The following is a 12,690-nucleotide window of genomic DNA, read 5'->3' as shown; positions in this document are numbered from 1 at the left end:
CGCTAGCGTGCGCTGCCGGCGCCGCCGGACACCGGCAACTCAAAGCTGAACACCGTGCCGCTGCCGGCGCGCTCCACCAGCCGGATCTGGCTGTGATGCAACTGCAGCATGCGCTGCACGATCAGCAACCCCAGCCCGCCGCCGCGATGCGCGCCGCCGGCGCTGAAGGGCCGCTGGAACAGGCTTTCGCGCAGTTCCGCGGGAATGCCCGGGCCGGTATCGCTGACCGTGACCGCCACCTTGCCGTCGCGCAGGGCAAGATCGACATCGATGGCGCCTTCGGCCGGCGTATGGCGGATCGCGTTATCCAGCAGGTTGGTCAGCACGCGCTCGATCATGCCGAGATCGGCCGTGACGGCGGGCAGGCGCTGCGGGATGCCGGCACGCAGCCGCACATGGCGCGCCTCGGCCGGCAGCTCGAACTTCTGGAACACGTCCTGCACCAGGTCCACCAGGGAGAAATCCTCCAGCGCCGGCTGCACGATGCCGTGCTCCAGCCGCGCCAGTTCAAAGAGCGATTGCGCCAGCCGCCCCACCTTGACGCTTTGCGCCAGCGCGATGGCCAGGTAGCGCTGGCGCTCGGCCTCGCTAAGCGTATCGGCCTTGAGCGACAGCGTTTCCAGGTAGCCGTGCAGCGAGGTCAGCGGCGTGCGCAGGTCATGCGAAATATTGGCAACCAGCTCGCGCCGCTCCTGGTCCTGCTTGGTCAGCGCGCGCCATTGCTCGGCGATGCGGTCCGCCATTTGCGCGAAGGCCGCTTCCAGCGCGACGATTTCATCGCGTGCATTGCCGCACGGCGAGCGCGGCACACGCGGCTGCGTCTCGGGCGCGCCGTCGGCATCAAAGCGCCGCATCGCCTCGGTCAGGCGGCGCAGCGGCCGCGTGATGAGGCCAAACGCCATCAGGCCCGCCAGCAAACCCAGCAGCGCCACCAGCCCCATCGACCACAGCGTGGTGCGCAGCACCGAGTTGGCGGAGGCGCGCGCCGCCAGTTCGTCATGCGCCTCGCCCAGCAGCACCACATAGATGTAGCCGGCGGGCTCGGCACCCCCCACGCGCAGCGGCGCGGCGCTGAACACCTTGCGCCCGCCCGCGCTGCGCGGATCGTCCCCAAGGATAGGCAGCGGCTCGCCGGCCAGCAGGCGCTGCACGGGCTTGAGGTCTACCTGCTGGCGCTGCAGGTGCCCGGCCGGCGCATCGTGCCCCTGGATCCGGCCCTGGCTGTCCAGCAGGTACACCTCCACGCTCGGGTTCACCACCATCAACTGGCCGAACAGGCGGCGCAGCGCATCCGGCTTGAGCCCGTTGGCGTCCATCAGCGACGCATTGCGGGCGATATGGCCGGCCAGCCCGCGCGACAGGTCCTGGATGACTTCCTTCTCGCGCATGTCGTTGGAGCGGAACTGCAGCCACGCGGAGGCGCCGCAGCAGGCCAGCAGCAGCACGGAAAACACCAGGGACAGCCGCTGCGTCAGGGTCAGGCGGCGGCTCAGGTTCAGTCCAAGGTCAAAGCTCATGGCGCGCCTCCCTGGGTTCCCGCCGCGAGCTTGTAGCCATGCCCCCACACGGTCAGGATGCGGCTGGGCTGTGCCGGGTCCGCCTCGATCTTGGTGCGCAGCCGGTTGATATGGGTGTTGACGGTATGTTCGTAGCCCTCGTGCTGATAGCCCCAGACGGCGTTGAGCAGGTCCATGCGCGAGAACACCTTGCCCGGATGCCTGGCGAAGAAATACAGCAGGTCGAACTCACGCGAGGTGAGCTCAATGCGCCGGCCGTCCACGCTGGCCTCGCGCGTGAGCGGATCGATCGACAGGCCGCCCAGCTCCAGGCTGCCCGCGTCGATGCGCAGGTCCTTGGCCATGGCATCCACGCGGCGCAGCAGCGCCTTCACGCGGGCCACCAGCTCGAGCACCGAGAACGGCTTGGCCAGGTAGTCGTCGGCGCCAAGCTCCAGGCCAAGGATGCGGTGGACTTCGCTTGCGCGCGCGCTGGTGATGATGATCGGCGTGTAGCGCGTCATGGCGCGGGCGCGCCGGCAGATCTCCAGCCCGTCCACGCCGGGCAGCATCAGGTCGAGGATCAGCGCGTCCCAGTTGCCCTGCGCCAGCAGCCGCAGGCCTTCGTTGCCGTCGGCGCTGTGCACGACTTCATAGCGCTCGTCGCGCAGGTGCAGGCTCAATACGTTGGCGATGTCGACGTCGTCTTCGACGATCAGGATGCGCTTGGGGTGATCCATGTTCAGCCTAGAGGCGCGAGCCGGCTCGCGCATGACAGGGGAGGCACAGGAAAAGCGCCGGCCTGGCTATTGTGCAAAATTTTGAGGCGGCGAGTTATCACATTTAATTTAACCTTTGGTGAGGACTCCGGGATGGTGCCAGCCATACGATGCGGCCAACGATCCATGGCAGTGATCGACGGCAAGTCGGTCGCCGCGATCGATACATTGAGGCAAGGAGCACATCATGGGAAGCAGAAGGCGCTTTTTGGTATCGGGCAGTGCCGCCGTGGCGGCGCTAGCGGCCGCGAGCGGCTGGCGCGCGCTGGCGGCCGGCCCGGCAAACGCGGCGAACGCGGGCAAGCCCGCCGAAACCTTCGAGGTAGTGCGCTCCGACGCCCAGTGGCGCCAGATGCTCAGCGCAAGCCAGTACAGCGTGCTGCGCCAGGAAGGCACGGAGCGGCCCTACAGCAGCCCGCTGAACGATGAGCATCGCGCCGGCATCTTCGCCTGCGCCGGATGCCAGCTCGACCTGTTCTCGTCGCGCACCAAGTTCGACAGCCGCACCGGCTGGCCCAGCTTCTGGGCGCCGCTGGAAAACGCCGTGCGCACGAACGAGGACCGCTCCTTCGGCATATCGCGCACGGAGGTGCATTGCCGGCGCTGCGGCGGCCACCTGGGCCATGTGTTCGATGACGGCCCCAAGCCGACCGGGCTGCGCTACTGCATGAACGGCGTGGCGATGACGTTCAAGCCGCAAGCCGCCTGAGCCCACGCGGGCCTCCAACGCCGACAACAACCAGACTGAAGCATTCCATGTTCCTCCTTATCCTCGCCTACCTTGGTGGCGCGCTCACCATTCTCAGCCCGTGCATCCTGCCCGTGCTGCCCTTCGTGTTCTCGCGGGCCGACCAGCCCTTTGTGCGCAGCGGCCTGCCGCTGCTGGCCGGCATGGCGCTGACCTTCGCGGCGGTGGCAACGCTGGCGGCGGTGGGCGGCGGCTGGGTGACCCAGGCCAACCAGTACGGACGCTGGCTGGCCATAGCCTTGCTGGCCGTGTTCGGCCTGACGCTGCTACTGCCGCGCCTGGCCGAGCGGCTGATGCATCCGCTGGTAAGCGCGGGCAGCCGGCTGTCCGCATTTGCCCAGGCCGATGGCGGACAGGTCCGGCCCGGCTCGTCGTTCCTGCTCGGCATTGCCACCGGCCTGCTGTGGGCGCCTTGCGCTGGCCCGATCCTCGGCCTTGTGCTGACCGGTGCGGCGCTGCGCGGCGCCAGCGCCGGCACCACGCTGCTGCTGGTGGCCTACGCGGGGGGCGCGGCGACGTCGCTGGCGGTGGCCTTGCTGATTGGCGGCCGGGTCTTTACCGCGATGAAGCGCTCGCTGGGCGCGGGGGAATGGGTCCGGCGCGGCATTGGCGCGGCCATGTTGCTCGGCGTGGTTGCCATCGGGCTGGGGCTGGACACCGGTGTGCTGGCCCGCGTCTCGACCGTGGCCACGGGCGGCATCGAGCAACAGCTGGTCGACAAGCTCTCGGCTAAGCAGGCGCAAGCCGGCAACGGCGCGGCCATGGCCACGACGTCCGGCGCGATGATGCGCGCAACCAGCCTCCAGACTGGCGAGAGCGCCGCCGCGGCACTCCCCGTGGAAGGCCAGTTTCCCGGGCTGGGCGGCGCCGTGGAGTGGCTGAACTCGCCGCCGCTCACGGCCGAGGCGCTGCGCGGCAAGGTGGTGCTGGTCGATTTCTGGACCTATTCGTGCATCAACTGCCTGCGCACCCTGCCCTACGTGAAGGCCTGGGCGCAGAAGTACCGCGACCAGGGGCTGGTGGTGATCGGCGTGCATGCGCCGGAGTTTGCCTTCGAGCGCAACCTCGACAACGTGAAGAAGGCCACGCGCGACCTCGGCATCGACTATCCCGTGGCGGTCGACAACAACTTCGCGATCTGGCGCGCCTTCAACAACCAGTACTGGCCGGCGCACTATTTCATCGATGCGCAGGGGCAGATCCGCTTTCACCACTTCGGCGAAGGCGAGTACGCGAAATCCGAGCAGGTGATCCAGCAACTGCTGGCGCAAGCGGGCCATGCCGATGCGGCGAAGGTGGCCATGGGCATCAGCCATGCCGATGCACAAGGCCTGCAAGGCGTACAGATGGCTGCCGACACGGCGGAAATCCAGTCCGGCGAAACCTACCTTGGCTATGAGCGGGCGCAGAACTTCGCCTCGCCCGGCGGCGAGGCGCAAGACAAGGCGCACACTTATACCGCGCCCGCAAACCCTGCGCTCAACGACTGGGGCCTGGCCGGCACCTGGCAAGTGGGTGCGGAGCAGGCCACGCTGGCGGGCGCCTCCGGGCGGATCGTCTACCGTTTTCACGCGCGCGACCTGCATCTGGTGCTGGGGCCGGGCAAGGACGGCAAGCCGGTGCGGTTCCGGGTGAGCGTGGACGGCGGCGCGCCAGGCGCAGCGCGCGGCACCGATGTGGCTGCGGATGGCAGCGGCACAGTGACCGAGCAGCGGCTATACCAGCTGGTGCGGCAGACGGGCAAGGTGGCCGACCGCACGTTCACGATCGAATTCCTGGACCCCGGCGTGGAGGCTTATGCCTTCACCTTCGGCTGACGCGCACGCAAGCCACCCTATTCCACGCACTGATTACGACACAGCAACGTTCAAGGACAGGCAATCATGACCACGCAAACTTCAACCGGTTTCTCCTGGTGGACGCGCTCGTCCGCCGCAAAAGTCGCTGGCCTCGTCATGCTGGCGGCGGGCCTGCTGGCCTGGCAGCGCGTGGCCAACTCGGCCGAAGACGCCGTCAGGATCCCGCCGCCCGCGCTCGATGAAAAAGCCAGTACGGCGCCAACGGAAACGGCCGTGTTCGCCGGCGGCTGCTTCTGGGGCGTGCAAGGCGTGTTCCAGCACGTGCGCGGCGTGAAGCAGGTCACGTCCGGCTATGCCGGCGGCGCGGCCAGCACGGCCCAGTACGAGACCGTCAGCGGCGGCGATACCGGGCATGCGGAATCGGTGCAGATCACGTTCGACCCGGCGCAGGTCAGCTACGGACGCCTGCTGCAGATCTTCTTCTCGGTCGCGCACAACCCCACCCAGCTCAACTTCCAGGGCCCGGACCACGGCACACAGTACCGCTCGGCGGTGTTCCCGCTCAACGCCGAGCAACGCAGCGTGGCGCAGGCCTATATCGCACAGCTGGGCAAGGCCAATGTGTTCAAGGCACCCATCGTCACCCGCATCGAGGACTACAAGGCCTTCTACCCGGCGGAGGGCTATCACCAGAATTTCCTGACCCTCCATCCTTCGCACCCGTACATCGTCATCAACGACATGCCCAAGATCGGCTACCTGAAGCAGATGTTTCCCGACCTGTATCGCAACGACCCGGTCCTGCTGAAGGTGGCGGGCTCGTGATGGCCGCGCGCTGCGACATCACCGCCCTGTTCCCGGCCGCGTGTGCCACGCCCACGGTATCTGGCATCTCGCTCAGGGTGCCGATCTGGTTGGGCTTGACCAGGATTGCCCGCTTCGATGACGAAGACGCGGCGGGCATGGAAGCACTGTGCCGGGTATTTGTGGAGATGGGCTGGACACAGGCCCAGGCAATGGATTGCGCTTAACCCGGTGCAGCCGGTGGGGCGGCCGGTGGTAATTCGAATACCCCCATCCTCACGGCCGCGCTTTGCGGCGCGGGCCTTGCGGCGGCGCTTGCCCTGCAAGCGCATGAGGCACGCCAGGCGCGCGTGCTGGAGGCAGGTTAAGGCAAGAGGTTACCGGCCCTGTTTGACGCCGCGCCAGACCTTGGCCAGGATCGTCTGCAGCGTCTGGCAATCCTCGTCGCTCAACTCGCGGGTGAGGTGGGCGCAGGCGCGCCAGAAGGACGGCAGCGCCTGGTCGAGAATTTCGCGGCCCTTGCCGGTCAGCACCAGCTCCAGGCTGCGCCGGTCGTCCTTGCGATGCTCCCGCGCGAGCAGTTCGCGCGTCTGCAGCCAGTCCAGCAGCCCGGTTGCCGAGGAGCGGGTCGCGCCGCAGTAATCAGCGATGACCGACGGCGTCAGGGGGCCAAGCTCCAGCATGCCGCGCTCGTCCAGCGAGGCTTGAGTCAAGCGCGCGGATGCGCCGCTCGGCATGCCGATCCGATTGCCTGGATACCCCAGCCGTATGCGCCCGAAGCGTCCCATGCGGCACTAGTCTTGCCTGTCTTGCCTGTCTTGCCTGTCTCACCCGCCCGCGCCGGATGGCGCTTGCATCACGATCGGCAAGATCGGCACGACGGCAGCGGCGGCGCAAATTGCATTTTTCGCAAATATCATCTTCATTAGTTAGGCAACTCAAAGCCAGAGCCAGAGCACAAGGCAAGCCGGCCTGCGGGCCGCCGGCATGGCATTGCCGCGACAGAAGCGATTTGCTGCCATCCACCCTGCGTGGATGGCAGATCTGCGGGGGAGGAACATGGCCACCATTGCGCTGACCAGTGCACCGTGCCGGGACGGCAAGCCGTGCAATCCGTGCTGTGGATGCGATTCGCGCGATGGCGCATAGCCGGCAACGCATCGCGCGTCACGCCCTCCGGCAAAACGGCCCATGCCACGCAACTACTCCGAGCTAGAGATCGTCATCGACAGCGATGGCGATGCCAGGTACGCGGTGGAAGCCCGCCATCGGGTGCCGGAGGGCGATGCCATCACGCCGCGCGTGCCGCTGGCGTTGTCGCCGGGTACGCCGGCGCTGCGCGACGCGGATCCGCTGGTATGCGGGCGCGCACTGGCCGCCTGCCTGTTTGCCGCGCCGGTCGTGCGCGATGCCTTTGTCACTGCGCAGAACGCTGCGGACGAGCGGCGCCTGGACCTGCGCGTGCGCCTGCGCATCAGCGTGCAGGCGTGCGAGCTGCATGCGCTGCCCTGGGAGACCTTGTTCGACCCGGCCGGCGAGCACCCTCTGTTCATCGGGAAACGCTGCTTTTTCTCGCGCTACCTGTTTGCGCGTGAGATGCGCCTGCCCAAGTTGCGCGCCAAGAGCGATGTGACGGCGCTGGTAGTCGTGTCAAACCCGAGCGGCCTGGGCCCGGAGATGGTGCCGATCGATGCCGCGGGCGAAGCCGCGCGTGCCAGCGCCGCGCTGGCCCCGGTCCCCGTGACCGTGCTGGCCGAGCCGGGGTGCGCCACGGTTGAACGCATCCTTGGCGGCTTGCGCGACGGCGTGGACGTGCTCTACCTGGTCTGCCACGGGGCGCTGGTGGACGATGAACCCATGCTATGGCTCGAACACATGGACGGGACCCGCGACCTGGTGGCTGGCAGCGTGCTGGTGAACCGCATCGGCGCGCTGGAACGCCCGCCCAGCCTGGTGGTGCTGTGCTCGTGCCAGAGCGCCGGCACAGGGGCCGCACGCGGCGGCAGCACGCTGATGGCGCTGGGTCCGTTGCTGGCGCAGGCTGGCGTGCCTGCCGTGCTGGCCATGCAGGGCAATGTGAGCGTGGCCACCATGGCCGCCTTCATGCCGGTGTTCTTTGCCGAACTGCGCGAGCACGGCGAAGTGGACCGCGCCGCGGGCGTTGCGCGCGCCGCCGTCAGCCAGTATCCGGATTGGTGGATGCCGGCGGTATTTACGCGCCTGGACAGCGGCCGGATCTTCTACCCGCCGGGCTTCGGTCCCGACGAAGGCGACGGTGCCGACGCCTGGCGCGCGGTCATCGAAAACATCCAGCACGGCGAGACCACGCCGATCCTCGGGCCAGCCATGAGCGAGACGGTGTTCGGCTCGCGCCTGAAACTGGCGCAGATGTGGGCCGAGGCCTATCACTTCCCGATGGCGGCGCACGAGCGCGACGAGTTGCCGCAGGTGGCGCAGTACCTGGCCGTGTCCCAGCAAGGCGTGTTTCCGCGGCGGCTCTTTTTCAAGTTTGCTTACCAGCACCTGAGCCAGCAGTACCACGACATCCTGCCGGCCGAGCTGTCGGCACTGCGCAACGAAGACATCATCGCCCAGCTTGGCGAAGTGGTTTGCGCCGTGGGGCGCGCGCAGCGCCAGCAGGACCCCGACAACCCCTACCGCGCCATGGCGCGGCTCAAGCTGCCGGTCTACCTGACGACGGACCCGAGCGACCTGCTTGCCGATGCGTTGCGCGAGGGTGGCGCCGATCCCGGCATCCGCTTGTGCCGCTGGAACCGCCAGGCGCAGGCCTGCGACGACGCGCTGGCCGAAGGCCGCAAGCGCGCCAATCCCACCCCGCAGACGCCGATGGTGCTCAAGCTGTTTGGCGACCTGCGCGAGCCCGGCTCGCTGGTGCTGACCGAGGACCAGTACTTCGACTACCTCACCAGCGTATCGACGAACGGCACCGCCATCCCGCTGGCCGTGCGCGCTCGCCTGAACGACAGCGCGCTGCTGTTCGTCGGCTTCGACGTGCAGTCGTGGGAATTCCGCATCCTGTTTCGCAGCATCCTCAACCTGGAGGGCGCGGACCTGCGCCAGGAGTACCAGCACCTTTCGGCGCAGCTGGACCCCAACAGCATCGTCGACCCCGTGAGCGCGCGGCGCTACCTGGAGCGCTACTTCCAGGACAAGGCGCGGCTCAAGCTGTACTGGGGCGACGTGAGCATGTTCACCGCCGAACTGCTGCGGCGCCTGGAGGCCTGAGATGGCGGCCAATCCTGCCCGCGACAGCGCCGCGCAGCGCGCCCACGGCCCGTACATCGGCCCCATGCCGCTGGGTGAGACCGACCCGATCTTCGGGCGCGATGCGGAGATCGAGGAGCTGCGCGACCGCCTGATCGCCGACCGCATCGTGTTGCTGTACTCGCCATCCGGCGCGGGCAAGACCTCGCTGATCGAGGCGGGGCTGCGCAAGCGCCTGGCGGATCGTTTCGACGTGTTGCCGACCGCCCGCGTGAGCGTGCCGTACGAAGGCGCCAACCGCTACGTCACCAGCGTGCTGCACTGCTGGGCCGCACGCGCCGAACTCAAGCCGCGCGCGGACGATACGCTTTTGTCCTGCCTGGCCCGCCTGGAAGACCCCGCCCACGGCGGCCGCGCGCGACGCCTGCTGGTCGTGCTCGACCAGTTCGAGGAGATCTTCACGCTCGACACCACCGACACTGGCGCCAAGCAAGCGTTCTTTGCGCAGCTGGGCGAACTGCTCGGCCGCGGCGGGAGCCCCGTCTGGGCGCTGGTGGCGATGCGTGAGGAGTACTTTTCCTGGCTCGATGCCTATCGCGACCTGGTGCCGACACGGCTCACCAACACCATGCGGATCGACCTGCTCTCGCGCGAGCAGGCGCTCGAAGCGCTGCGCGGCCCCGCGCGGGACGCTGGCGTGGATTTCCAGGAGGACGCGGCGCGGCAGCTCGTGAAGGATCTGGCCCAGGTCCGCACGCGCGACGCCGCGGGCCAGGTAAGCCTGCGCGAGGGGCGCTATGTCGAACCGGTGCAGTTGCAGGTGGTTGGCCTGAGCCTGTGGCAGGCGTGCTTCGGCCCGGCCGGGCCGCCGGTTGGCACGGGCGCCATCACGCTTGAGCAGGTGCAGCGCCTGGACACCAGCGCTGCGCTCGCCTCCTACTGCAACACGGCCCTGGACGCGGCCACCAACACGCGCATCCGGCAACGCGTGGTGCGCGACTGGATCGAGAGCCGGCTGATCACCGCCACCAACATGCGCGCGCAGGCGACGCTGGATGCAGGCGCGCGCAGCGCACCAACCGCGGCCGAGCTGGACATCCTGCAGCAGTACCACCTGGTGCGCGCGCAAAGCCGCCAGGACGCGCAGTGGCTGGAGCTGGCCCACGACCGGCTGATCGAGCCGCTGCGCGCCAGCAACGCGCAATGGCGCACCCAGTACCTGCCGCACTGGAAACAGCTGGCGCGGGCCTGGGCGCTGTCCGGCGAGAATCCCGGCGTCTTCGGCAAGCTCACCTCCACCGCGGAACTCGACGATACCTTGCTCGAGGCCGAAGACCGGCACAGCGAGGCGGAGAACCGGTTCCTGGCGGCCTACCAGCGCCATCGCATGGAGCGGGAGCGCGCGCGGCGCTGGCGCATGCTTGGCTATGCGCTCGGGCTCATCGCGCTGCTGGTGCTGATTGGCGTGGCGATCCTGGCCTGGCAACTGCGCGCCACCAAGCAGGACATCGCACGGCAAAACGCCTTGTTCTCGCTGCTCGGCTCGCGCCCGGCACCGGACGCGGCGCTGCTGGCGTCAGTGGAAGGTACGCGCGGCCAGCGCAACCATGCGCCGCCGGAGGGCTTCGATTTCCGGCGCGCACTGGTCAGCGCCATGAACCGTGCCCGGCATATCGAGGCCTACCTGGCGCGCGCGGACGAGCAAACACTGGAGGTGCAGGGCGACGCCGGCTATCGGGTAAGCGCCCGGCTCGGCGGGAATCGCTGGCTCATGGAGATCACCGGGATTGCTCCCGGCGCCCCAACGGTGCGCCTGGACGAGACCGCGCTCAGGAACCAGCACCCAGAGGGTGTGCGCGTGTTTGCCCTGACGGGCGCCGGCACGCTGGCCACCGGTGGGCAGGACGGCAGCGTGGCGTTATGGAACATTGCCCAGCCCGCGCGCGCCACGGTGCTGCTGTTGCCGGCGGGCGCCAGGCGCGAAGGCGGCTGGGGCCCGGTCTCCGCGCTATCCAGCGACGGGCAGCGCCTGGTCGCAGGCTACGACCGCGGCCGCATCGCAGTGTGGGACCTGGCCAAGGGTGAGGACGCCTGGCGGCATCCGATTGCCAGCGGGCGCGCGCATGCGCTGCGGGTGAACGATGTGGCGCTGTTCGACCAGGGGCGGCAGCTCGCCACCGCGGGGCGGGACGGCAAGGCAAGGTTGTGGCACCTGCCGGCGCACGCGCAGGCGAACCCGGCGGATCCTTTTGTGCTGACAACGCCCGCGCACGAACTGTCGGCGCCCGCGGACAACACCGACTGGTTCGCTGGCTACCACAGCATCGCCGTCAGCCCCGATGGCAGCTTGGCCGTGGCGGGCACGCGCGGCGGGCGCATCAGCGTGTGGCGCACCGCCGACGGCGAACTCTGGCCACAGGCGCTGCTGGGGCACGACGACGCCGTGGTGCGGCTGGTGTTCACCGATGACCGGCAACTGCTCTCCGGCGGCTGGGATGGCCGCGTGATCCGCTGGCGGCTCGACCCGGAACACATGCGGGCAACGCGCACCGAACTGCTGGACCTGCCGAGCCAGATCACCGGACTGGCCCTGGCCGGCCGCGACCAGCGGCTCTATGCCTCCACCGAGCAGGGCGAATTGCTGCAGATGCGCTTCGATGCGCCACGGCACCCGATGGCCCGCATCGTCTCACGCCGGCAGGAAGGCGTGCCTGTCCTGCTGCTAGCGCTCACGGGCATCACGCCGCCCCTGGTGGCCGCGACCGAAGATGGCAAACTCGCCTTGCTGCAAGCCGAGCCGGGCAAGCAGGCCATCCGGCGCCCCATCGACATGCTGGCGCCACCGGTGCGGGCGCTCGACTGGGCACGCCGCGCACAGCGCCTGGTAGCGGCGGACGACAATGGCCAGGTCTGGATGCTGCGGTCCGATGGCACGGGCAATGCGATCCTGCCCGGTGTGATGGCCGACGCCAGCACGCGCCTGACGATCAGCGACGACGCACGCTTGCTGGCGATCCGTTCAGGTGAACCCGCAGAGAACCGGCGGCTTGAGCTATGGCGGCTGGCGCCGGACCAGGGTGCGGGCGGGCACGCGGCACCATCCGCATCCACGACATCCATGCCAGCCACGCCCGAAGCCGCGGCCTGCCGCATCCCGCTGCCCGAGGCCCTGTCCCATGCTGCGTACGCCACCTTCCGGCCGGGCACGGCGGAGCTCGCGGTCACCGACGACGACGGCATCAGCTTGTGGCAGATTGCCGGGGCCGACGCCGATTGCGCGAATACAAGGGCCGTCATGGCCCAGCGGTTCGAGGGCCTGCCGCGCGGGCAGATCACCAGCCTGGTCTTTGACGCGCGCGGCGACACGCTGGTGGCCGGCAACTACCTCGGCAAGGTCTATCGCCTGGCATTGCCCAAGCCCTCGGCAACCACGCCGGGCCGGCCGGTGCCGGCCAAGGCCACCATCCTCAAGCAGGATGCCGCAGGCGTGATCACCGCGCTGGCCGCGCCCGATGCGCCATTCGTCGTCGCTGGGGATGACCACGGCAACCTGTTCCTGCTCGATCCCGAGACCGATCGTCCGCTGCCCATCCCGCAAGCGCTCTATCGCGACCCGCGGCAGCCGGTGGCCGCGCTATCCGTGAGCGACGACGGGCGCTGGCTGTTCGCGGCGGGCACCGGTGTCGCGGCGATCTGGGACCTGGACATGGCGCAATGGCGCCAAGCGGCCTGCGCCATCGTCGGCGGCGGCTTTACGCCCAGGCAGAAGGCCGAGTTCTTCAAAGGCGATACGCCGTCACCTACCGCGTGTGAGGCGCATTGACCGCATCCACTGCATC

9 protein-coding genes and 1 pseudogene are annotated in these 12,690 nt (G+C 68.7%); 6 read left to right on the top strand and 4 right to left on the bottom strand.

Features of this window, described 5'->3' with window-relative positions; genetic code table 11:
* Positions 1-2: 2 nt before the first annotated feature.
* Positions 3-1,517, bottom strand: a complete 1,515-nt coding sequence (locus tag F7R26_RS22655; RefSeq protein ID WP_150984350.1) for a sensor histidine kinase — start codon at positions 1,515-1,517, stop codon at positions 3-5.
* Positions 1,514-2,236 carry a response regulator transcription factor gene (locus F7R26_RS22650; protein ID WP_150984351.1) on the bottom strand — a complete coding sequence of 241 codons (723 nt, stop codon included), beginning with the start codon at positions 2,234-2,236 and terminating at the stop codon, positions 1,514-1,516. Before F7R26_RS22650 ends, F7R26_RS22655 begins: the two co-directional genes overlap by 4 nt.
* Before the next feature lie 226 nt (positions 2,237-2,462).
* Between F7R26_RS22650 and msrB the strand changes: the two genes are divergently transcribed.
* The 3 genes from msrB (at position 2,463) to msrA (ending at position 5,647) form a co-directional block, all read left to right on the top strand.
* Entirely contained in the window at positions 2,463-2,984 is a 522-nt protein-coding gene (gene msrB, locus F7R26_RS22645) for a peptide-methionine (R)-S-oxide reductase MsrB (RefSeq protein ID WP_150984352.1), read from the top strand.
* 47 nt (positions 2,985-3,031) lie between these two features.
* The gene (locus F7R26_RS22640) at positions 3,032-4,840 is read left to right on the top strand and encodes a cytochrome c biogenesis protein DipZ (RefSeq protein ID WP_150984353.1); all 1,809 of its coding nucleotides are present in this window, start codon (positions 3,032-3,034) and stop codon (positions 4,838-4,840) included.
* A gap of 66 nt (positions 4,841-4,906) precedes the next feature.
* The gene (gene msrA / locus F7R26_RS22635; RefSeq protein ID WP_150984354.1) at positions 4,907-5,647 is read left to right on the top strand and encodes a peptide-methionine (S)-S-oxide reductase MsrA; all 741 of its coding nucleotides are present in this window, start codon (positions 4,907-4,909) and stop codon (positions 5,645-5,647) included.
* Here msrA and F7R26_RS22630 read toward each other — a convergent pair.
* Positions 5,556-5,786, bottom strand: a complete 231-nt coding sequence (locus tag F7R26_RS22630; protein ID WP_150984355.1) for a hypothetical protein — start codon at positions 5,784-5,786, stop codon at positions 5,556-5,558. The two genes, msrA and F7R26_RS22630, sit on opposite strands and share 92 nt — an antisense overlap.
* On the opposite strand from F7R26_RS22630, the pseudogene F7R26_RS41620 reads away from it, so the two are divergent.
* Positions 5,752-5,853, top strand: a pseudogene (locus tag F7R26_RS41620) (GAF domain-containing protein); the annotation flags it as partial. The gene F7R26_RS22630 and the pseudogene F7R26_RS41620 overlap by 35 nt on opposite strands.
* A gap of 150 nt (positions 5,854-6,003) precedes the next feature.
* Here F7R26_RS41620 and F7R26_RS22620 read toward each other — a convergent pair.
* Positions 6,004-6,339: a MarR family winged helix-turn-helix transcriptional regulator gene (locus tag F7R26_RS22620; RefSeq protein WP_241754688.1), complete on the bottom strand. Its 336-nt coding sequence runs from the start codon at positions 6,337-6,339 to the stop codon at positions 6,004-6,006.
* Positions 6,340-6,817: 478 nt separating this feature from the next.
* Between F7R26_RS22620 and F7R26_RS22615 the strand changes: the two genes are divergently transcribed.
* Together F7R26_RS22615 and F7R26_RS22610 are read left to right on the top strand one after the other, a co-directional pair.
* On the top strand, positions 6,818-8,872 hold the full coding sequence (locus F7R26_RS22615) for a CHAT domain-containing protein (protein ID WP_150984356.1): 2,055 nt from the start codon (positions 6,818-6,820) through the stop codon (positions 8,870-8,872).
* Between the two features lies 1 nt (position 8,873).
* Positions 8,874-12,674 (top strand): AAA family ATPase, encoded by a 3,801-nt coding sequence (locus tag F7R26_RS22610; protein WP_150984357.1) that lies wholly within the window; start codon positions 8,874-8,876, stop codon positions 12,672-12,674.
* Positions 12,675-12,690: the final 16 nt, after the last annotated feature.

Source organism: Cupriavidus basilensis (genome assembly GCF_008801925.2).
Classification (GTDB): domain Bacteria; phylum Pseudomonadota; class Gammaproteobacteria; order Burkholderiales; family Burkholderiaceae; genus Cupriavidus; species Cupriavidus basilensis.
The sequence above is the reverse complement of the archived record's forward strand: the minus strand, read 5'-3'. Positions and strand labels throughout refer to the sequence as shown.

Coding starts and splice junctions, on each gene's coding strand:
- F7R26_RS22655 (WP_150984350.1), bottom strand. CDS start 1,517: ATGAGCTTTGACCTTGGACTGAACCTGAGCCGCCGCCTGACCCTGACG.
- F7R26_RS22650 (WP_150984351.1), bottom strand. CDS start 2,236: ATGGATCACCCCAAGCGCATCCTGATCGTCGAAGACGACGTCGACATC.
- msrB (WP_150984352.1), top strand. CDS start 2,463: ATGGGAAGCAGAAGGCGCTTTTTGGTATCGGGCAGTGCCGCCGTGGCG.
- F7R26_RS22640 (WP_150984353.1), top strand. CDS start 3,032: ATGTTCCTCCTTATCCTCGCCTACCTTGGTGGCGCGCTCACCATTCTC.
- msrA (WP_150984354.1), top strand. CDS start 4,907: ATGACCACGCAAACTTCAACCGGTTTCTCCTGGTGGACGCGCTCGTCC.
- F7R26_RS22630 (WP_150984355.1), bottom strand. CDS start 5,786: ATGCCCGCCGCGTCTTCGTCATCGAAGCGGGCAATCCTGGTCAAGCCC.
- F7R26_RS22615 (WP_150984356.1), top strand. CDS start 6,818: ATGCCACGCAACTACTCCGAGCTAGAGATCGTCATCGACAGCGATGGC.
- F7R26_RS22610 (WP_150984357.1), top strand. CDS start 8,874: ATGGCGGCCAATCCTGCCCGCGACAGCGCCGCGCAGCGCGCCCACGGC.